The organism is uncultured Serinicoccus sp. (assembly GCF_947487915.1).
GTDB lineage: Bacteria > Actinomycetota > Actinomycetes > Actinomycetales > Dermatophilaceae > Ornithinicoccus.
Map to the genome: position 1 here is coordinate 104,968 of NZ_CANKYH010000009.1, position 20,601 is coordinate 125,568.

Sequence of the window (20,601 nt, forward strand, 5' to 3'; positions counted from 1 at the left end):
CGGCGGAAAAGGCGTTGCGCCCCTGGTGGAGGGGGGCATACAGTGACCGAGTCAAGCCCACGGCCTCGTCGCCCTGGGGTCACGCGCACCGAGAGGAGGGTGGATCACGATGGAGAGCACGATCGTCACCGGCGGCTTCCCCGCCCGAGCGACGCACGCCGCGTTCACCCTCCGGACCGCCCGCCCCCGCGCCACGGTCCTCTCTGTGGGATCGTCCGCGACCGCGCCGTTCGGTGCCGGAACCGCGCAGACGTCGTTCCCGCACGTTGCCGACCCCTCCCAGGGCCTGGGCTCAGCACGGACACCGTAGAAGGCTTCTCCTTCCCGTTCCGGCCGCGAGTCCTCGCCTGAGGATCCGCGGCCGTTCTCGTTGCTCGCCGGTCAGCCGGCGTCATCGGCGGTCCTGGATCCGACCATCTCGGAAGACAGCCGCCATGACGACCAGCCCCCGACCCCAGCAGCACCGACATCAGGAAGGAACCACCGTGCATCCCGCAGCGCGTCGAGATCACGAGGACACCCACGAGACCGTCGCACCTCAGCTCGTGCTCGGCCGTGCGGCACTGCCGTGCCACGAGCACCCGGCGGACCTGTGGTTCGCCGAGCTCCCCGCGGAGGTCGAGCACGCCAAGGAGCTCTGTGCTCCCTGCCCGCTGCGCGAGCAGTGCCTCGCCGGGGCGCTCGAACGGCGCGAGCCCTGGGGCGTCTGGGGCGGGCAGCTGATGCTGCAGGGTCGGGTGGTGCCGCGCAAGCGGCCCCGGGGCCGGCCCCGCAAGGACGAGGTGGCTGCCTGAGCGGTGCGCCGAGGTCGGCCGTCAGCCGATCTCGGTGCCCGCGTGCCACGGGCAGGCGGCGTGACGGGACCATCGACGGGTGACGAGGTGCGGGTGCCACGGGCCCACCTCGTGGGCGTCGCCGGTGGCGGTCGCCGGGACCCGTGCGGTGAGCAGCACGACCAGGCCGACCACCACGCGGAGCACCTCGTCGGGCACGGTCGGTGGCAGCGGCGCGGTGAGCGGGTCCTCGAGGGCGGCGGCGCTGGCCGGCCAGGTCGGATCACGGTCACGGCGGTGCAGGTCCAGGCAGTGCAGGCACGGTCCCCCCGCCAGGCCCGTCCACGGACCGATCACCACCCGGGTGCTCTGCGCGACCACGGGCAGGACCCGTCGGCCGGCCAACCCGGGTTGCCGAGCCGTCCCGACGGGCACCACGTGGTCGTGCACCGTGACGACCGCACGCCCGGTCGTGGACGGCCACGCGGGCCGTGCGGTGGGGCCCACGGGCCGGTCGCCGCGACCCGTACCCGTCGGGGGGACAGGTGTCGCCCCGTGCGCGAGGTGCGCACGCAGCGTGCCGACCAGGTGGCCAGGACCACGGACGTCGGTGGGGGTCACGTCCCGGCGCCGGCGCCCGGGGGTGGCCGCGAGCCGTTCGACCACCCTCCACCCCAGGGTCTCCGCGGGTCCCGGGGGCAGTCCGCCGGCCACCGCCCAGGCGCCCGGACCCACACCGAGCTGCAGAGCGCCGTTCTGGCCGGAGGGCCACCAGGGGAACCCTCCCTCGACCTCACCTGCGCCCGCCATGGACCGACCCTGCCACGCGCAGAGCCTGGCGCGGCCGGCTGTCCACAGGCCGCCGCGGCCCTCAGGTGTCCGTCGGCCCCCGCGGACCGGGGTCCTCGCCGTCGCTCAGCAGTCGCTCGATGTCCTCGTCGGTGACCGTCAGCCCCTCCGAGAGCGCACCGTGCCGTTCCACGAAGCCCAGCGGGTCGTCGAGGTCGGCACCGGTGGGAGCGACGTCGGGGTGGCCCCAGGCCTCGTCCCGGGCGTCGCGCCCGTGCCGCGACTCCAGCGCCGCCCAGAGGTTGGCGGCGTCGCGCAGCCGCCGTGGTCGCAGCTCCAGCCCGACGAGCGAGGCGAAGGTCCGCTCGGCCGGACCGCCGGTCGCCCGCCGGCGGCGCACCGCCTCCGCGAGCGCCTCGGCGTGGGGCAGGTGGGGACCCACGGCCTGGGCGGCCACGACGTCGACCCACCCCTCGACGAGGGCGAGCAGGGTCTCGAGCCGGGTGAGCGCGGCCTGCTGCGCGGGGCTGTGGTCGTTGGAGAACAGGCTGTCCCCCAGCGCGTCCTGGAGCGACGCCGGGTCCTGGGGGTCCACGTGACGGACCGCCTCCTCGATCCCCTCGGTGTTGATCCGGATGTCGCGGGCGTACTCCTCGACCGCCGTCAGCAGCTGCGGTCCGAGCCAGGGCGCCCCGGCGAAGAGCCGCACCCGGGCCGCCTCGCGGACGGCGAGGTAGAGGTGCAGCTCACCGGCGTCGACCTCCAGGCCGTCGGCGAAGTCGGCGACGTTGGCCGGCAGGATGGCCACGCTCTCGTCGCCGAGGATCGGCAGGCCCACCTCGGTGCCCGAGAGCACCTCCCCGGCCAGGGTGCCGACGGCCTGACCGACCTGGCCGCCGAACATGCTGGCCGACATGCGCCGCACCATGGGCGCCATCTGGCCCATCATCGCCGCCGGGTTCATCCCTGGGGGCAGGCCGGGGATCGGGGGCGCGCCCTCCTCGCCCAGCTGTCCGAGCTGCTGCTCCATGGCGGCGGTCATCGCGGACTGCAGACCCTCGGCCACCGGTGCCGTCAGCCGTTCCCACAGGGGGAGGGTGCGCTCGACCCACTCGGCCCGGCTCAGCGCCAGCGCGGCGCCCTCCGGTCGCGGCAGGTCGGTGACCTGGTCGATCCACAGGGTCGCCACCTGGACCACCTGCTCGACGTCCCGCCGGGTGCTCTCGCTGATCGACGGGTCGTCCTCGGCCACGGCCTTGCGGGCCACGTCACGGGCCAGCTCGGAGTTCACCGGCCCGTCGTCGCCGCCGCTGGTGCCGCCGCCCATGAGCATCTCGAGCTGGGAACGCATCTGCGCCACCTGGTCGGGGTCGAGGTCCCCGAGGCCCATCGAGCTGAGGGTCTCGCGCAGCTCGGGCGGGACCGGCCCGCCGAACAGCGCCTCGAGCGGGTCGGGCTCGTCGCGACGCTCCGGGTTGTCCTGTTCTGACACGGTCCTCGTCCTTCTCCTTCGGGGGTTCCGGCGCCCCAGCCTGTCACGAGACGGACGGCGGCGCGGGGCGCCGGTGGTGCGTGCTGTCCCTTCCCTGGTCTCAACACCGGCGGGGGCGGCAGAGTTCCCGCTGCCGTGCGGGGCGGTCCGGGGAGCGGTCAGGCGGATCAGGCATGATGACGCGATGAGCGAGGACCAGAGCATCGTCGCCGGGGTGCGTGAGGCGCCGTTGTCCGTCGACGAGGCCCTGAGCGCGGTGCGGCACCCGAGGGCGGGCGCTGTCACCATCTTCGTCGGGACCGTCCGCGACCACGACTCGGGGCGCTCCGGGGTGACGCGGCTCGACTACTCGGCCCACCCGGAGGCCGCCGACCGGTTGACCGCGCTCGCGACCTCGGTGGCCCAGCACGAGCAGGTGCACGGGGTGTATGCCGTGCACCGGGTCGGTGAGCTGGAGGTCGGGGACCTCGCCGTGGTGTGCGCCGTCGCGGCCGAGCACCGCGCCGAGGCCTTCGAGGCCGGCCGCGCGCTCATCGAGGAGCTCAAGAGCGGCATACCCATCTGGAAACGGCAGCAGTTCGACGGCCAGGAGCACGAGTGGGTGGGTCTGTGAGCGGGGACGTGCAGGCCGGGCCCGAGGGGCGGGCGGGCCAGCCCCCGCACACGCGCGTCGGCGTCAGCGCCGCGGCCCTGCTCGTCGTGGTCGCGGCGGGTGTGCTCACGGGCTCGGTGCTCAACCTCGTCACGGTGCAACGGGTGATCTACGTCCCCGGGCCCGTCTACGACACCCTGGGGCAGATCGACGGCGCGGACATCGTCAGCGTGGACGACGAGCTCACCACCTACGACGACACCGGCGGCCACCTCTACTTCACCACCATCCGGCTCCAGGGCGGCCCGGGCGACACGGTCTCCGCGTGGGAGGCGCTGCGGGCCAGCATCGACCCGTCCACGACCGTGGTGCCGCGTGAGGAGGTCTTCCCCGAGGACGTCACCGCCGAACAGGTGCGGGAGCAGAACACCGAGCTGATGCAGCACTCCCAGGACGATGCCGCCGTCGTCGCGCTGCGGGCGCAGGGCGTGCAGATCGAGGAGAACGTGGTCGTGGCGCAGGTCATCGCCGACGCCCCCGCCGACGGGGTGCTCGAGGTCGAGGACGAGATCGTCCGGGTCGCGGGCCAGGACGTCAGCGACACCACGGCCGTCCGGGACCAGATCCAGGCCGTGGAGCCTGGGCAGGAGGTCCCGGTCACGGTCCGCCGCGGGGGCGAGGAGATCGAGCTGGACGTGCCCACCCGCCTGGACGAGGAGAGCGGCCGCACGATCGTGGGCGTCTACCTCGCGCCGGTCTACGACAACCCCTACGAGGTCACCATCGACGCCGGCAACGTGGGTGGACCCAGCGCGGGCCTGATGTTCTCGCTGGCGGTCTACGACGAGATCACCCCCGGCGCGCTCACCGGGGGTCGCTCGATCGCCGGCACCGGGACGATCACCGGCGACGGGACGGTCGGGGGGATCGGGGGCATCACCCAGAAGATGTATGCCGCCCGCGAGGCCGACGCCGAGGTGTTCCTCGCGCCCAGCGACAACTGCACGGAGGTCGTCGAGAGCGACCCCGGCGGGATCACGGTGGTCCCCGTCGGGACCTTCGACGACGCGTTGGCGGTCATCGGTGAGCTCGAGGAGTCCCCGAGCACGTCCGCGAGCGAGCTCTCCTTCCCCACCTGCGCCGACGAGCTCGAGGACCAGGCGGAGCAGACCGGCTGAGTCAGCCCGTCCCGTCGACGAGGGTGGAGGCGAGGGCGTGGGTCAGGCCGGGGGCGATGTCCGGCCCGACGGCCACGGCGTCGTCCTCGTCGAAGTCGCGCTGACGCAGCAGGCAGGTGCGCGAGCCGTCGCGCAGGCAGGCGGCCAGCAGCCGCACGTCCTTGCGGTCGGGGTGGGCCATCAGGGCGTCCGTCGCCTCCTGAGGCCCTCGCGGGAGCTCGCGCTCGGCCTCCGGGGGCACCACGATCCGCTCGACCGACAGGGCCACGCCCTCGACGTCGGGCGGCCAGGCCATCCGGCCCAGCAGCGACTCCAGGTCGGCGGTCGGAGGGAGCCGCTCCTGCTCGACGGCGGTGAACCCGTCGTCCTCGGGGTCGGTGAGCTGGCCGGCGAGGGAGGGCTCCCGCTCGCGCAGCAGGGCGGTGCGCACGAGCGCGAACAACCGGGGCGGCTGGTCCCACCCGGAACGGGCGACGTGCTTCTCGGTGTCGACGGCGGCCCGCAGCAGGGCGCTCGGGCGGGACGGGTCGGTGGCCACGGAGGGGTCAGGGTCGGTGGGGGGCACGTCGCCATGGTCGCATCCGGGTCGCCGTGGGGGCGCGCGGCCGCGGCAGTTACGCTGGAACGGTGAGCGAGCGCGAGCCAGAGCCCGGCCCGGATCCCGACGAGAGCGGCAGCGGTGCCGCCGGTACGGGCGGCGGACCGACCGGTCCGGCCTGGTCGGGGGGGCCTCAGGAGCGCGCCGGCGCCGATCCCGGAGCTCGCGGGGGTGGACCCGGCCGCCCGTCCTCCGGTGGTGGGGGCGGAGGTGGAGGCGGCCGCCCCGGTCGCTCGTCCCGCCGTGGCGGCGGGCTGCCGCGCGGGCGGGTCCTGCCGACCGTGCTCATCGTGCTCGCCCTGCTCAGCCTGCTGGGCTGGGGCGCGACGCTGTGGACCGACCTGCTGTGGTTCCAGGCGCTGGGTTTCCGCGAGGTGCTCGTCACCCGGCTCCTCACCCAGGTCGGGCTGTTCGTCCTGGCGGCGGCCATCACCGCCGGCGTCGTGTGGTCCGGCCTCTGGCTCGGCTGGCGGCACCGGCCCATCTACGCACCCTCGACCCCGGAGCAGGCCGCCCTCGACCGCTACCGCAGCGCGCTGGACCCGGTGCGCCGGCTCGTCTTCATCGCCGTGCCCGCGGTGCTCGGGCTGTTCGCCGGCACCGCCGCCGCCGCCCAGTGGCAGACCGTGCTGCTCTTCATCCACCGTCAGCCCTTCGGCGAGGTGGACCCCGAGTTCGGGATGGACGTCGGGTTCTTCGTCTTCAGCCTGCCGTTCTGGCAGATGGTCATCTCCTTCGCCACCCTGGTCCTGGGGCTGAGCCTCATCGGGGCCCTCCTCACCCACTACATCTACGGCGGCATCCAGCTGCAGGGGGCCAGCCGCGGCCAACGCACGACCACCGCGGCGCGCATCCACCTGGCGGTGCTGCTCGGGCTCATCCTCGTGGTCCGGGCCGCCGGCTACTGGGTCGAGCGCTTCTCGCTCTCCATGACCCAGCACGCCCGCATCACCGGCATGACCTACACCGACGTCAACGCGCTGCTGCCGACCCGGAGCATCCTCGCGGTGGCGGCGCTGCTCTGCGCCGCGTTCTTCGTCGCCACCATCTGGACGAAGTCGTGGCGGCTGCCCGTCATCGGGCTGGCCGGTCTCCTGGTCGTCGCGCTGGTGCTCGGCGGGGCATACCCCTCGCTGGTGCAGCAGTTCCGGGTGAACCCCTCGGAGGCCCAGCTGGAGGCTCCCTACATCCAGCGGGCGATCGACTCGACCCTCAGCGCCTACGAGCTCGAGGACATCGAGATGACCGACTACAACGCCGAGACCGAGGCCGAGCCGGGTCAGCTGCGCAGCGACGCCGACACCATCCCGGGCATCCGCATCGTGGACCCCTCCATCGTCTCCCCGACGTTCCGGCAGCTGCAGGGGGTCCGCAACTACTACCAGTTCCCCGAGGCCCTCGACGTCGACCGCTACGAGGTCGACGGCGAGCTGGTCGACACCGTCATCGCGGTCCGCGAGCTGAACCTCGAAGGGATCTCCGCGGACCAGCGCAACTGGGTCAACGACCACACCGTCTACACGCACGGGTTCGGTGTCGTGGCCAGCTACGGCAACCGTCGTTCGACCGAGGGCGAGCCGATCCTCTACGAGCGCAACATCCCGCCGGTCGGCGAGCTGGGGGAGTACGAGCCCCGGATCTACTTCGGCGAGTCCTCGCCCAACTACTCGATCGCCGGGGCACCCGAGGGCCAGCCCCCGCGCGAGCTGGACTACCCGGTCAGCGGGCAGGACACCGGTGAGGTGCGCAACACCTACAGCGGCGGGGGAGGGGTCGCCATGGGCACCTTCGCGCGCCGCGCGGCCTACGCCATCAAGTACCGCCAGATCGAGATCATGCTCTCGGACTCGGTCAACAGCGAGTCCCGCATGCTGGACCACCGCGAGCCGCGCGAGCGGGTGGAGCGGGTGGCGCCGTGGCTGCGGCTGGACGGCAACCCCTACCCGGCGGTGGTCGACGGCCGGGTGAAGTGGATCGTGGACGGCTACACCGTCAGCGACCGCTACCCCTACAGCCAGATGGAGGAGCTGGGCGAGGTCACCCTCGACTCGCTGCAGACGGCTGACAACGTCAGCTCCATCGGCGGTGGCCAGGTCAACTACATCCGCAACTCGGTCAAGGCCACCGTCGACGCCTACGACGGCAGCGTCGACCTGTATGCCTGGGACGAGGAGGACCCGCTGCTGCGGGCCTGGTCCTCGGCCTTCGACAACTCCGTGCAGCCGCTGTCCGAGATCGACGGGGAGCTCATGTCGCACCTGCGCTACCCCGAGGACCTCTTCAAGGTTCAGCGCGAGGTGCTCTCCCGCTACCACGTGGACGACGCCGGCTCCTTCTTCACCGGGCAGGACTTCTGGGCGGTCTCCGAGGACCCGACCGTCTCGGGCGAGAACCAGCCGGACATGCCACCGCACTACCTCTCGGTGACGATGCCCGGGCAGGAGGAGCCGACGTTCAGCCTCACCACGACCTACATCCCACGGGGCAACGACCGGCAGAACCTCACCGGCTACGTCGCCGTGGATGCCGATGCCGGGACGACCTCCGGTGAACGGCGCGACGGCTACGGGCAGATGCGGATGCTGGTGCTGCCCCGGGACACCACGGTGCGCGGACCCGGGCAGTTCCAGAACGACATCAACTCCTCGGACGCCAACTCCGAGGCCTTCGGCCAGACGCTGTCCCAGTTCCTCAACCTGAACCGGAACACCGAGGCCTCGGAGGTGCTGATGGGCAACCTGCTCACCCTCCCGGTCGGTGGCGGGCTGCTCTACGTGGAGCCCGTCTACGTGCAGGCCCAGGGCGGCAACGCCTACCCGCTGCAGCGCATCGTCGTCGTGGCCTTCGGCAACGACCTGGCCTGGTCCGACACCCTCGACGGGGCGCTGGACGAGCTCTTCGGCGGTGACTCGGGAGCGACGGCCGGGGACGCCGGGGACGCCGGCCCCCCCACCGACGGCGACGCCCCCACCGACGGGGACGGGGCGTCCGGTGACGAGGGCGACGGCGGCTCGGGGCAGGTCGACGAGGGTGCCCTGGCCCAGGCGCTGGCCGACATCCAGGCCGCCTACGACGACGGTCAGGCCGCGCTCGCGGACAGCGACTGGGAGGCCTACGGCCAGGCCCAGGAGCGGCTGCGGGACGCCATCGACCGTGCGGTCGACGCCGACCCCTCCGGCGGGTCGGTGAGCGTCGACGGCGGCGAGGAGGACGCGGCCGACGACGGAGCCGCCCAGACGCAGGAGCCCTGAGCGAGGGCGGAGGTGTCCCTGCGACCGGGATTTGGTGAGCGACTCGCCATCACGTAAAGTAGTGCTCACCACGACGCGGGGTGGAGCAGTTCGGTAGCTCGCCGGGCTCATAACCCGGAGGTCGCAGGTTCAAATCCTGCCCCCGCTACGCATCGCGTCGGACGCGCACGAAGGCCCGGACCATCTGGTCCGGGCCTTCGTCGTGCGTCCGCGGGCCCGCGCGCACCGGCCGGGGACACGTCGCCGGGAGGCCACGGGGGGTCAGGGGCACGACGACAGGGCGCATAGGGTGGCAGCCCTATGCCCCTCGACCTGCCCGTCGCCCGTCGGACCCTGGCCAACGGCCTGCAGGTCGTCGTCAGCGAGGACCACGCCGTCCCGAGCGTCAGCATCAACCTGTGGGTGGACGTCGGGTCGCGCCACGAGGAGCCGGGGCGCACCGGCCTGGCCCACCTGTTCGAGCACCTCATGTTCCAGGGCAGCGAGCTGGTGGCCGAGGGCGAGCACATGGCGGCGCTCATGGCCCGCGGTGGGCGGGCCAACGCGACGACCAGCTTCGACCGCACGTCCTACGTCGCCTCCGTCCCCCGCAACGCGCTCGAGCTGGCGCTGTGGATGGAGGCGGACCGCCAGGGGCACCTCCTGCCGGCGCTCACCCAGGAGACCCTGGACAACCAGCGCGATGTCGTCGTGGAGGAGAAGCGCCAGCGCTACGACAGCGTGCCCTACGGCACGGCGCTCTCCCGGTTGGGCGAGCTGGTCTTCCCCGCCGGGCACCCGTACCACCACCCGACGATCGGCTCGATGACCGACCTCCGTGCCGCGACCCTGGACGACGTCCGTGCGTTCTACCGGGCGCACTACGGTCCGCGCACCAGCGTCCTCTCGCTCGTCGGCGATGTCGGTGCCGAGGAAGGCTTCGACCTCGCCGAGACGTACTTCGGCCACCTCCAGGACGCCACGAGGCCACGGCCGCCGTCGAGCCCTCCGCTCCCGCCGCTGCCCGCACCGGCGCGCGAGGTGGTGGTGGGCGGTCAGGAGCTGCCCTCCGAGCGGATCTTCCTCGCGGCCCGCCTTCCCGGGGTCACCCAGCCGGACTTCCTGCCCTGCGCCATGGCCCTGGACGCGCTGGCCGCCTCGTCCATCTCCCGGGTCCACCAGCGGCTGGTCCGCGGAGCCGAGGTCGTCAGCGGGGCGTCGGCGAGCGCGCTGGGTCTGCGGGACGGCACCTCCCTCGGCCTCGTCGTCGTGGACGTAACCGAGGGCGTGGACCCCCGGTCGGTCGAGGAGCAGCTCGCCGGGATCCTGGAGGACTTCGCCGAGCGTGGCCCGAGGCCCGTGGAGATGGAGGCGTCGGCGGCGGACACGGAGCGGTCGTGGCTGGAGGCCCTGTCCGGTCACGACGAGCGCGCCGACCTGCTCAGCCGGGCGACCCTCCTCTTCGACGACCCCGGCCAGGTCGACCGCTACGTCGACGAGGTGCTGGCCGCGACACCGGAGCAGGTGGGCCGCGCCGCCGCGCAGCACCTGGTGCCCGAGGCCATGGCCACGTTGGTCTACCGCTGGGAGGAGGAGGTATGACGCGCCCCGCCCGGGTCCGCCGGCGCCCGGCGGTGGGTGAGCCGGCGCTCTGGCGCTTCCCCGAGCCGGTGCAGACCCGACTGCCGAACGGGTTGGACCTCCTGGTCGTCGACCTGCCCGGCCAGCACGTGCTCTCGCTGCGCGTCGCCCTCCCCGCGCCGATCAGCCAGGAGCGACCGGGACGTGAGGGCTCCACCCTCATGATGGCCCGCTGCCTCGACGAGGGGACGGGCTCGCGCTCGGCCACCGAGCTCGCCGAGCTCGCCGAGCGCCACGGCATCGCGCTGGGCGCCGGGGCCGGGGAGCACGGCGTCCATCTCGGTGTCGAGGTGACCGGGCGCCACCTCGGCACCGCCCTGGGCCTGCTCGTCGAGTGTCTCGACGAGCCGACCTTCCCCGAGGCCGAGGTGGCGCGGCAGGTGCGACACCGCCTGACCGACATCGCGCACGAGCTGGCGGACCCGACGGGTCGGGCGCACCACGAGCTGCGCCAGGCCTACTACGCGGCCGGGGACCGGGCCAGGGTGCCCGTCGGTGGGACGGCCCCCTCCGTCGGCGCCCTCACCCCCGACGTCCTCCGGGCGCGCCACGGGGTGCTGGGGCCGCGCGGTGGGCTGGTGGTGCTGGCCGGTGACCTCTCGGCCGTCCAGGACCCGGTCCGGCTGCTGTCCAGCACCCTGGGGTCGTGGGAGCCGTCCGCGCAGGACGCTCCCGGCGGGCCGCGCCGGGCGGAGCGGGTGCCGGACGCCGACCAGGTCGTGCTCGTTCCCCGGCCGGGCGCCGCCCAGACCGAGCTGCTGCTCGCGCGCCCCGGCCCGGACCGGCGGACGCCGCACGGGTGGGGGACCTACCAGGCCCTCTCGATGATGTTCGGCGGCGCTCCGCACGCCCGCCTGGACCGCGTGCTCCGCGAGCAGCACGGCTGGACCTACGGGATGCGCCTCGGCTTCCGGCCGCGGCGGGTCGGGGGACAGTGCGTGGTCGGAGGCTCGGTCCGCGCGGACGCGACGCTGCCCGCCCTCGAGGAGACCCTGCGCATCCTCGGCGCCCCGGGGGAGTCGCTGGAGGAGCACGAGGTCCGTGCGGCGGCGGACTTCGTCGCGATGACCGCGCCCGCGCGCTACCTCACCGCGGACAGCGTCGCCGACGAGCTCGTCTCGCTGGTGGGCGACGGGCTCGGCCCGGAGGCGGTGACCAGGACGTTGCGTGAGGTGCACGACCTCACGACGGGCCGGGCGGCGCAGGCCTGGGAGGAGGTGCGGTCCGGGCCGGGTTGGACCGTGGTCGTCGTCGGAGACCCCGACGCCATCGCCCCGGTGGGGCAGGCCGGTCTGGGACCCGTGCGGACGGCCGGACCGCCGGAGGTCAGCCCTCGGCCCCGCCCCCAGGGCCCAGCATCATGAGGACCTCCTCGTGCATCCGCCCGTTGGTGGACACCACCGGGTGGGCCTGCGCCGTCGAGCTCAGCGGGGAGGCCGCCGGGGCGCCGGCCAGGTCGGTGACGGTGCCCCCCGCCTCGCGCAGCAGCGGTGCGAGCGTCGCGAGCTGGTAGCCGTCGGCCCAGGCGGCCAGCCCCAGGTCCACCGCCCCCTCGGCCACCAGGGCGTGGCTCCAGAACTCGCCGTAGGCGCGGGTGCGCCATACCCGGTCGGTCAGGGTCGCGAACCCGCCGCCGTGGTCGCCGTGCAGCCATCCGGCCACGTCGTCGGTCGACAGCGAGGCGTGGGCCAGCACCTCGGTCCCGGACACCTCGATGCGTCGCGCCCGGGAGAGCGTGCGGCCGGTCCAGGCACCCGAACCGACGCCGGCCCACCAGCGCCGGGCCAGCAGCGGGGCGGCGACGAGGCCGAGCACCGGCTCGTCCTCCACGACGAGACTGATGAGCGTCGCCCAGACCGGCACGCCCCGGACGTAGTTGGCCGAGCCGTCGATGGCGTCGACCACCCACCGACGCGCGCCGTGCCCGGTCGGGTCCAGGGTGCGCCCCTCGACCCGGTCGCGGGGCCGGGTGCGGTGCAGCTGGTGGCGCAGCAGCTCCTCCAGCCGGCGGGCGGCCGGCGTGGTGAGCGCACCGTCCGGGTCCACCTCGACCTCCTCCTGCAGCGCCCCGAAGAGCTCGAGGGAGGTGCGCTCCACCGCGTCCGCGAGGACGTGGGCGAGTCTCAGGTCGTCGTCGAAGCCAGGCACCCGTTCACCGTAACCGCTGGTCAGCGTTCAGCCGTGGTCCTCACCGGTGCGGCTGCGCAGCAACCGGCGCAGCGACTCCAGCCGCGCCGCACCGGCCGGCCCCGCGTGCCCCTCCTCCACCCAGGCGTCCAGGGCGCAGTCCGGCTCGTCGTGGCCGCAGCCGCGCGGGCAGCCCGAGGTCCCGGCGGCGAGGTCGTCGAAGTGCTCCACGAAGCTCGCCGGGTCGACGTGCCCCAGGCCGAAGGAGCGCACCCCCGGGGTGTCGACCACCCACCCCCCTCCGGCCAGCTCCAGGGCGACGGCAGAGGTGGAGGTGTGCCGCCCCCGTCCGGTGACGGCGTTGACGACACCCGTCGAGCGGGCCGCGTCCGGGACCAGGGCGTTGACCAGGGTCGACTTGCCCACCCCGGAGTGCCCGACGAGCACGCTGGTGCGGCCGAGCAGGGCCGCGCGCACCCTCTCGAGGGCCGTCGGGTCGACCGCGCCGCCACCCTCGCCGGGCACCGTGCCCGTCACCACGGAGGGCACGTCGAGTGCCGCGTAGTGCCGCAGGAAGGCCTCCGGGGAGGCCAGGTCGGCCTTGGTGAGGACCAGCAGCGGGTCCAGACCCGCGTCGTAGGCGGCGACGAGGCACCGGTCCACCATGCGTTCGCGCGGCTCGGGGTCGGCGAGGGCGGTCACGACGACCAGCTGGTCGGCGTTGGCGACGATGACGCGCTCCACGGTGTCGGAGTCGTCGGCGCTGCGGCGCAGCACCGTGCGGCGCTCCTCGACCCGGACGATCCGGGCCAGCGTGTCGGGTCCTCCGGACGTGTCGCCCACCATGCCCACCCGGTCACCGACCACGATGCGGCTGCGGCCCAGCTCGCGGGCCCGCATCGCGACCACCGTCCGGTCCGCCACCCGGACGGTGTAGCGTCCCCGGTCCACCGCGGTGACCACCCCGAGGACGGCGTCGTCGTGGGCCGGGCGGTCCTTGGTCCGGGGCCGTGAGCCCTTGCGCGAGGGGCGGACGCGCACGTCCGACTCGTCGAGGTGGTCGTAGCGACCGCTCATGACGGGCTCATCCCGCGTCCACGTCGGCGGTCGTGCCCACCGCCCGCTCCCAGGCCTGGTCGAAGCCGGGGAAGGTCTTGCCGGCGGCCCCCGGGTCCTCCAGCACCACGCCGGGGACCACGGCCCCGACGACCGCGCCGAACATCACCATCCGGTGGTCGTGGTAGGTGCGCACCCGCGCGCCGACCAGGTCGCCGGGTTCGATGGCCAGGCCGTCCGGGAGCTCCTGCGCGCGGGCACCCAGGCGGCCCAGCTCGGCAGCCAGCGCGGCGAGGCGGTCGGTCTCGTGCCCCCGCAGGTGCGCCACCCCGCGCAGCCGGCTGGGGGAGTCGGCCAGGGCGCAGAGGGCGGCGACCACCGGGGTGAGCTCGCCGACCTCGGCCAGGTCGAGGTCGACGCCGGACAGCCGCCCGCCCGCCGCGCCGGTCGCGAGCAGCCCCTCCGCGGTGGCCTCCGTGCCCGCGCCCATGGACGCCAGGACCTCGCGCATCCGATCGCCGGGCTGGGTGGTCCGCTCCGGCCAGCCCGGCACCAGGACCCGCCCGCCCGTGGCCGCCGCGAGGGCGAGGAACGGGGCCGCGGAGGACAGGTCGGGCTCCACGGCCACGTCGAAGGCACGCACCCGGCCGGGGGGGACCAGCCAGCTCGTCGGGTCCGGACGTGCGACGTGGACACCGACCGCGGCCAGGACGTCCAGGGTCATCTCGATGTGCGGCAGGCTCGGCAGCGCCGACCCGGTGTGCTCCACGTGCAGGCCGGCCGGGTATGCCGCTCCCGCCAGCAGCAGGGCGGAGACGAACTGCGAGCTGGCGGAGGCGTCGATGCGCACGTGCGGGGTGCTGCCCCCGGCGTCGCGCGGCGGGCCGACGACCTCGAAGGGCAAGGTCCCCGTCGCGTTCTCGCGGACGCGGACCCCGATGTCGTTGAGCGCCCGGAGCACCGGCCCCACGGGCCTGGCGCGGGCGCTCGGGTGCCCGTCGAACCGCACCGGGCCGTCGGCCAGGGCCGCGACCGGCGGCACGAACCGCATGACCGTGCCGGCCTGGCCGCAGTCGACGTCCACGCCACCCCGAGGCCCGCCTTCCGGCGGCCGGACCACCCAGGCCTGCGCGTCCTCGTCGTCCACGTCCGCGCCGAGGGCCCGCAGTGCCCCCACCATGCGCAGGGTGTCCTCGGAGCGCAGCGGGTGACGCAGGGTGCTCGGGCCGTCGGCCAGCAGCGCGAGGACCAGCCAGCGGTTGGTGAGCGACTTGCTCCCCGGCACCCGCACCCGGGCGTCGATCGGGCCGTCGGCGCAGGGCGCGGCCCAGGTCGGCGCGTCGGTCATCGCAGGTGGCTCCTCGGCATGGTCTCTGTCTCTGTCTCGGTCCCGGTCAAACCTAGCGCCTCCGCCGTCGTGCCGGATCTGCGGTGCTACCGTTCCCGCGTCGGTCGGTGGGTGCCGTCCCGCTCCTCCTGGTCCAGGTCGAGCAGGCCCGGTCCGTCCCGGCCGGCGGACCTGCCCGACGCACACCTGGCCGCCCGAGGCCGAAGGACTGCCCGAGATGACTCGCTCCCCGGTGCCGAACCGTCGGTCCGTCCTCGGTGCGGCGGGCGTGCTGGGCGCGATGCTGCTGTTCGCCGCCACGGTGGGGGCCGCGATCCACACGAGCGGGACGACCTTCGTCTGGTCGGTGAACATGATCAGCGACCTGGGCGACGGGGCGTGCCGTCCTCGGGACGGGCGATGGATCTGCTCGCCCGGCGCGGCGGCGTTCAACCTCGGGCTGCTGCTGAGCGGGGTGCTGCTCGGCGTCGCCGCGCTCTGCCTGTCGGCTCGGTGGGGCCGCTGGTTGGCCGGCAGCGTCTCGGTCATGGGACTGGGTCTGGTCGTCGCTGCCGTCTTTCCCGCCGGGGACACCGGGGCCGTGCACCTGGCGGGCGTGATCCTGGCCCTGGTGGTGCCGGCCGGCGGGCTGCTCCTGTCGGCGGTGCGTCCGGAGACGCCCTGGCTGGGGCGCGGACGCCGGGCCCGGGGCACGCTGGCCACGGTGGCGCTGCTCTTCTGCGCGGAGAACCGCATACCCCCGGCCCTGGTCCAGGAGGGCACGGGGCAGATCGTCATCGTCTCCTGCCTGCTCCTCGCCCTGCTCGTGGAGTCGGTGCGCGTCCTGGTCTCACGATCCGGCTCGGCCGGTCAGCCGGTCAGCCGGTCAGCCGGCGGAAGCGCGGCCACAGGGTCTCCCAGTCCGTGACCGGCCCCTCGCAGTGCAGCACCGGCACGTGCACGAGCTGGGGGTGGACGACCGGGCCCGTCCTCAGGGCCCCCGCCGACCGGCAGGTGTCGAAGGCGTCGCGCTGCTGCACCGCGTCCTCGCCGACGAGCAGCACCAGGTCGCTCGTGGGAGGACCGAGGTCGAAGAGCGCGTTGTGCCCGGAGTGCACGGCCGCCCGGTCCTGAGCCGTGCCGTAGCGGTGCACGGCGCCCGCCAGGGCGTAGGTGTCGACCACGACGTCCTCGCCGGCCCTGCGCAGGGAGGTGATCTGCTGGGCATACCCGGGCCACCCCACCTGGTCACGGATGGTGGGGTTGAGCCGCGACAGCGCGGAGAGCCAGGGCTCGGTCGGCGGCAGCAGCGGCAGGCAGACCAGGCAGGCGACCAGCCCGTTGGCGGCGACCACCAGGGAGCTCTTGCGCGGGCTCCACCGTCGTGCCGCCCCCGAGGTCACCCACCCCACGGCCAGGGCCGGGAGGAGGACCCCGACCGGGTAGTAGGGCTGCGAGGGGTTGGCGAGGGTCCAGAGGAGCACGACGACGAAGGTCGGCAGCAGGAAGCGACCGGGGCGGTCCGCACGCCACGGCGCGAGCAGCGCACCGCCCCAGACGAGCAGCAGCGGGGGTCCGACGAACAACGCCAGCGCGGGCAGCAGGGCGAGGCGGACCAGGTCCCCCTGCTGGTCGACGAGACCGCTGGAGACCTGGGTCATCGGTATGCCGTGGCCGAGCTGCAGCAGGATCTGGGGGGCGCCGAGCGCCACGAAGACCAGGGAGCCCAGGAGGGCGTCCCGGGTGAGCAGGATGCTGCGCCGGGTCAGCAGCAGCCCGACGAGGAGGGCCGCCGCGAGGACGACGACGAGCAGCTTGTTCCAGCAGGCCAGCCCGGCGACCGTGCCGGCCCAGAGCAGCCCGTGCGGGTGGCCCAGGGTCGCGCGCAGGACGAACAGGATGATCACCTGCCAGGCCAGCAGGTCGAGGCTCGACGTGGTGAACAGGTGGCCCATGATGAGCGGGTAGACGGTGAAGGCGTGTGCCCAGCCCGCCAGGCGCTGCACCCGCGGGGAGGCCCCCAGGGCGCGGGGGTAGAGGGTCGCCACGAAGGCCCCCGTCACCGCGGCCGCGACCCCGGGCAGACGCTGCACCCACAGGTGGTCGCTGACCCTGCCCAGGGCCCACGTGACCCAGACGGTCAGCGGGGGCTGGTCCTCGTACCACCACCGGGGCGGCAGCATGCCGAAGTACAGCTCGTCCCAGTGCGGCCCGTAGCGGGGTGCGACGGCGAGCAGCACCAGGGCCACCGCCAGCATGGGCGGCGCCGCCACCCGGAGCGGGCTGGGGTCGGCGTGGGCCGCAGCCCTCGACCTCACCGGCGCTCCGCGTGGGCCAGCCACTCCTCGACCTGCCGGACGGCGGCCCCGCACCCGTCCTGGCCCCCGACCCGACGGGCCAGGACCGCGGCACGGTGGTGCAGGGGCGCCGACATGGCCTCGTCCAGCGCCTGCGTCAGCATCCTGGTGGAGGCCGTCGTCCGGGGGACCGGGCGTGGCGCCACCCCCAGGAGGTGCAGCCGCCGGCCCCAGTAGAACTGGTCGGCGAGGTGCGGCACGACGACCGACGGGGTGCCCGCCCGGACGGCGGCGCCCGTGGTGCCCGCCCCGCCGTGGTGCACGACGGCCCGCACCCGTCGGAACAGCTCGTCGTGGGGTTCCTCGGTGACGGCCAGCAGGTGCGGGTGGTCGCTGGTGTCCGCTCCCGCCACCTGGACGAGGGCATGGACCCCGAGCCGGGCGCAGACCTCCTCCAGACGTTCCAGCAGGGCGTCCGGGTCGCGCTGGTGCATCGATCCGAAGCCGACGTAGATCCACTCGTGACCGTCGTCCAAGGCCCTGGCCACCGGTGCCGAGACCGGTCGCGAGCGCTCCGGCGCCGTCCACCAGCCGGTCACGACGCCGTGCGCCGGACTGTCGGGGACGAGCTCGCGACTGAAGGCGAAGAGGGAGCCGTGCGTGGACGTGGTGAGCGTCACCGGGTGGCGGGCGACCAGGTGGAGCCGACCACGACGCCACCCACCGTCCACGCCACCCAGGTAGCGCTCGACCCGGCGGAGTCCGTGTCGGGCCAGGCGCCGCAGCGGCCCGGGAAGCAGCCACGAGTAGGGGAGCAGGGGCATGGGCCCCTGGAGGTCGGCATACTCCGGCCACATGTGTGCCCGCACCACCGGCACGGACCGGTCGAGGGCCTCGTGCACCGCGGCGATGGCGAAGGTCGACGCGACGAGCACGTCCGCGCCGTCCAGGGCCTCCAGCGCGGGTTGGTGCGCGGAGTCGATGAAGTCCGCGAAGAGCTGCCGGGTGCGGCTCAGCTGCCGTGGGCTCCCGCGGCTCACGGCCCGTGCCGCGGGTCCGGCCAGCAGCTCCTCCGGATCGCTGGACACCTCCGCCACCCGCAGGCCGGGGTGGGCCCCGTCGACCAGCGTCCCGTGGGTGACGAGGGTGACCTCGTGCCCCTCCGTCGCGAACCGCCGGGCCAGGTGGGTGAAGGGGAGGACGTCACCTCTGCTGCCGATGGCGACCACCACCACCCTCATCGTGGGGTCACCCGCCGATCACCTCTCCGCTGGCAGGATCGACCACCCCGACCAGCTCGGTCCTCGGGAGGGGCTCCACGAGACCCGCGCCGTTGCTCCCGGCGTTGCCGACGGCACGGCTCACCGGCCAGGCCGTGAAGCGTCCTGGCACCTGCGCGGCGTCGACCATCGACCGGACGTCGCCGGCGTCGGTGAGGTCGGGGTCCAGCCAGTCGTGCCACTGCTCCGGCTCCAGGGCGAGGGGCTGCCTCTCATGGATCCGGTCCAGACCCGGCTCCGCGGCCGTGGTGAGGACGGCGTAGGTCACCAGCCAGGCGTCCTCGCCGTCGGGGCCGGCCTGCGGGTTGCGCCAGAACTCGTAGAGGCCGGCCAGTGCCAGCGGCCGGTCGTCGGCGCGGGTGACGTAGAAGGGCTGCTTGCGGGGCCGGCCCCTGGTGTCGGTCGCGACCGGGCTGGCCTGCCACTCGTACCAGCCGCTGATCGGCACCAGGGCGCGCCGGGCCAGCGCGGCGCGGGCGAAGGCCGGCTTCTCGAGCAGGGTCTCCTGGCGGGCGTTGATCATGCGCGCCCCGACCGAGGGGTCCTTGGCCCAGGACGGCACGAGCCCCCACGTGAGCAGCCGCAGCTGGCGGACCGGCGCCGGGTCGGCGCCGGTCCGGGGCGTGTCGTCCGACGCGGTCCGGGGCGCGCGGGTCAGCACCACGGGGGCCTGCTTGCTGGGGGCCACGTTGTAGTCGGCCTCACCCGGCGGTGGCGTCTGGGGGTTCTTCAACAGGCTGAGCGACCGCTCCCCGGTGGCGTCGAGCTCGACGTCGTAGGCCTCGACGAGCTCGTCCGGGTGGGCGCTCGCGGCATACCGTCCGCACATCAGCAGCTCCCTGCTCTCACTGGCGGTAGGCGGACAGGAAGTTGCCCATCCGCTCCAGTGCCGCCCTCAGGTCCGCGCCCCAGGGGAGGGTCACGACGCGCAGGTGGTCGGGGGTGGGCCAGTTGAAGCCGGTGCCGTGCACGACGAGGATCTTCTCCCGCTCCAGGAGGTCGAGGCACAGCTGGACGTCGTCGTGGATCTCGTGCACCTCCGGGTCGAGGCGGGGGAAGACGTAGAGGGCGCCCCTCGGCTCGACGCAGCTCACCCCCTCCATGGCGTTCAGCATGCCGGTCGCGAGGTCGCGCTGCTCGGCGAGGCGCCCCCCCGGCGCGATCAGCTCCTCGATGCTCTGGTGACCGGACACGGCCACCTGGATCGCGTGCTGGGCGGGCACGTTGGGGCACAACCGGGTGGACGCGAGCAGCTCGATGCCCTCGAGGAAACCCCGCGCGTGCGCGGTGGGTCCGGTGATGGCGACCCACCCGGCGCGGTAGCCGGCGACCCGGTAGGTCTTGGACAGGCCGTTGAAGGTGAGGCACAGGAGATCGGGCGCCAGCGAGGCGATCGACACGTGCCGGGCGTCGTCGTAGACGATGCGGTCGTAGATCTCGTCGGCGAGCAGCAGCAGGGAGTGCTCGCGGGCCAGCTCAACGACCTGCTCGAGCACCTCGCGGGAGTAGACCGCCCCGGTGGGGTTGTTCGGGTTGATGACGACCAGGGCCTTGGTGCGGGGCGTGATCTTGGCCCGGATGTCCTCCACCTGCGGGTTCCAGCCGTCCGCCTCGTCGCACAGGTAGTGGCGCGGTGTGCCGCCGGCCAGGCTGGTCGCCGCGGTCCACAGGGGGTAGTCCGGCGCCGGGACCAGCACCTCGTCCCCGGGGTCGAGCAGGGCGTTGAGCGTCATCATGATGAGCTCGGAGACGCCGTTGCCGAGGTAGACGTGGTCGACGTCGAGCGGGGGGAAGTCGGGCTCGTCCTGGTAGCGCGAGACGACGGCGCGCCGGGCGGGCAGGATGCCCTTGGACTCCGAGTACCCCTGCGCCCCGGGCAGGGCCGCGATCATGTCCTGCAGGATGATGTCAGGCGCCTCGAAGCCGAACGGCGCGGGGTTGCCGATGTTGAGCTTGAGGATGCGGTGCCCCTCGGCCTCCAGGGCCGCGGCCCGGGCCGCCACCGGTCCGCGGATCTCGTAGAGGACGTTCTGCAGCTTCGCCGGCTGGGTCAGCGGGCGGAGTCGGTCGGGACGGGCGCTCGGGTTCACCCCCTCATCGTCCCATCCTCCCCACCCGGGACCGGCGGCCGGGAATGCGCGCGCCCGATCCCCACGTTGACCCCCCAGTTGCGACGACACTGCGGAGGAGACGAGAGTGCTGAGGACCACCACCGCTCCCG

At 74.1% G+C, this 20,601-nt stretch carries 17 protein-coding genes and 1 tRNA gene; 8 read left to right on the forward strand and 10 right to left on the reverse strand.

Annotated elements, in window-relative coordinates; genetic code table 11:
* Positions 1–485 precede the first annotated feature (485 nt).
* A complete protein-coding gene (locus Q0795_RS13235; protein WP_298890346.1) occupies positions 486–794 on the forward strand; it encodes a WhiB family transcriptional regulator in 309 nt (102 codons plus the stop codon).
* Positions 795–815: 21 nt separating this feature from the next.
* Here Q0795_RS13235 and Q0795_RS13240 read toward each other — a convergent pair whose 3' ends face one another.
* Positions 816–1,583 (reverse strand): hypothetical protein, encoded by a 768-nt coding sequence (locus tag Q0795_RS13240; protein WP_298890348.1) that lies wholly within the window; start codon positions 1,581–1,583, stop codon positions 816–818.
* A gap of 61 nt (positions 1,584–1,644) precedes the next feature.
* Positions 1,645–3,054 (reverse strand): zinc-dependent metalloprotease, encoded by a 1,410-nt coding sequence (locus Q0795_RS13245; RefSeq protein ID WP_298890350.1) that lies wholly within the window; start codon positions 3,052–3,054, stop codon positions 1,645–1,647.
* 184 nt (positions 3,055–3,238) lie between these two features.
* Between Q0795_RS13245 and Q0795_RS13250 the strand changes: the two genes are divergently transcribed.
* Both Q0795_RS13250 and Q0795_RS13255 read left to right on the forward strand, forming a co-directional pair.
* Entirely contained in the window at positions 3,239–3,667 is a 429-nt protein-coding gene (locus Q0795_RS13250) for a molybdenum cofactor biosynthesis protein MoaE (RefSeq protein ID WP_298890352.1), read from the forward strand.
* Positions 3,664–4,824 carry a PDZ domain-containing protein gene (locus Q0795_RS13255; RefSeq protein ID WP_298890354.1) on the forward strand — a complete coding sequence of 387 codons (1,161 nt, stop codon included), beginning with the start codon at positions 3,664–3,666 and terminating at the stop codon, positions 4,822–4,824. Before Q0795_RS13250 ends, Q0795_RS13255 begins: the two co-directional genes overlap by 4 nt.
* Before the next feature lies 1 nt (position 4,825).
* Here the strand turns inward: Q0795_RS13255 and Q0795_RS13260 are convergent, their stop codons facing one another.
* Positions 4,826–5,389 carry a PPA1309 family protein gene (locus tag Q0795_RS13260; protein ID WP_298890356.1) on the reverse strand — a complete coding sequence of 188 codons (564 nt, stop codon included), beginning with the start codon at positions 5,387–5,389 and terminating at the stop codon, positions 4,826–4,828.
* 62 nt (positions 5,390–5,451) lie between these two features.
* On the opposite strand from Q0795_RS13260, the gene Q0795_RS13265 reads away from it, so the two are divergent.
* The 4 genes from Q0795_RS13265 (at position 5,452) to Q0795_RS13280 (ending at position 11,657) form a co-directional block, all read left to right on the forward strand.
* Positions 5,452–8,673 carry a UPF0182 family protein gene (locus Q0795_RS13265; RefSeq protein WP_298890358.1) on the forward strand — a complete coding sequence of 1,074 codons (3,222 nt, stop codon included), beginning with the start codon at positions 5,452–5,454 and terminating at the stop codon, positions 8,671–8,673.
* 74 nt (positions 8,674–8,747) lie between these two features.
* A tRNA-Met gene (locus Q0795_RS13270) sits at positions 8,748–8,821 on the forward strand.
* 152 nt (positions 8,822–8,973) lie between these two features.
* A complete protein-coding gene (locus tag Q0795_RS13275) occupies positions 8,974–10,254 on the forward strand; it encodes a pitrilysin family protein (RefSeq protein WP_298890360.1) in 1,281 nt (426 codons plus the stop codon).
* Entirely contained in the window at positions 10,251–11,657 is a 1,407-nt protein-coding gene (locus Q0795_RS13280; protein ID WP_298890362.1) for an insulinase family protein, read from the forward strand. Before Q0795_RS13275 ends, Q0795_RS13280 begins: the two co-directional genes overlap by 4 nt.
* Here the strand turns inward: Q0795_RS13280 and Q0795_RS13285 are convergent.
* The 3 genes from Q0795_RS13285 to aroA are packed head-to-tail and all read right to left on the reverse strand — an operon-like array spanning position 11,620 to position 14,824.
* Positions 11,620–12,441 carry an inositol monophosphatase family protein gene (locus Q0795_RS13285; RefSeq protein ID WP_298890364.1) on the reverse strand — a complete coding sequence of 274 codons (822 nt, stop codon included), beginning with the start codon at positions 12,439–12,441 and terminating at the stop codon, positions 11,620–11,622. The two genes, Q0795_RS13280 and Q0795_RS13285, sit on opposite strands and share 38 nt — an antisense overlap.
* Positions 12,442–12,468: 27 nt before the next feature.
* The gene (gene rsgA, locus Q0795_RS13290; protein WP_298890366.1) at positions 12,469–13,497 is read right to left on the reverse strand and encodes a ribosome small subunit-dependent GTPase A; all 1,029 of its coding nucleotides are present in this window, start codon (positions 13,495–13,497) and stop codon (positions 12,469–12,471) included.
* Positions 13,498–13,504: 7 nt separating this feature from the next.
* On the reverse strand, positions 13,505–14,824 hold the full coding sequence (aroA, locus tag Q0795_RS13295; RefSeq protein ID WP_298890368.1) for a 3-phosphoshikimate 1-carboxyvinyltransferase: 1,320 nt from the start codon (positions 14,822–14,824) through the stop codon (positions 13,505–13,507).
* Between the two features lie 217 nt (positions 14,825–15,041).
* Between aroA and Q0795_RS13300 the strand changes: the two genes are divergently transcribed.
* Positions 15,042–15,731 (forward strand): hypothetical protein, encoded by a 690-nt coding sequence (locus Q0795_RS13300; protein WP_298890370.1) that lies wholly within the window; start codon positions 15,042–15,044, stop codon positions 15,729–15,731.
* Here Q0795_RS13300 and Q0795_RS13305 read toward each other — a convergent pair.
* From Q0795_RS13305 to Q0795_RS13320, 4 genes are read right to left on the reverse strand one after another with little or no spacing between them, the layout of a single operon-like run.
* Positions 15,682–17,121, reverse strand: coding sequence for a glycosyltransferase family 39 protein (locus Q0795_RS13305; protein WP_298890372.1), 1,440 nt, complete (start codon positions 17,119–17,121; stop codon positions 15,682–15,684). The genes Q0795_RS13300 and Q0795_RS13305 overlap by 50 nt on opposite strands.
* The gene (locus Q0795_RS13310) at positions 17,118–18,332 is read right to left on the reverse strand and encodes a glycosyltransferase (protein ID WP_298890374.1); all 1,215 of its coding nucleotides are present in this window, start codon (positions 18,330–18,332) and stop codon (positions 17,118–17,120) included. The genes Q0795_RS13305 and Q0795_RS13310 overlap by 4 nt, the downstream gene beginning before the upstream one ends.
* Before the next feature lie 16 nt (positions 18,333–18,348).
* Complete coding sequence (locus tag Q0795_RS13315; RefSeq protein ID WP_298890376.1) at positions 18,349–19,209, reverse strand: SOS response-associated peptidase; 861 nt, start codon at positions 19,207–19,209, stop codon at positions 18,349–18,351.
* A 16-nt stretch (positions 19,210–19,225) separates the two neighbouring features.
* Positions 19,226–20,470: a pyridoxal phosphate-dependent aminotransferase gene (locus Q0795_RS13320; protein WP_298890378.1), complete on the reverse strand. Its 1,245-nt coding sequence runs from the start codon at positions 20,468–20,470 to the stop codon at positions 19,226–19,228.
* Positions 20,471–20,601: the final 131 nt, after the last annotated feature.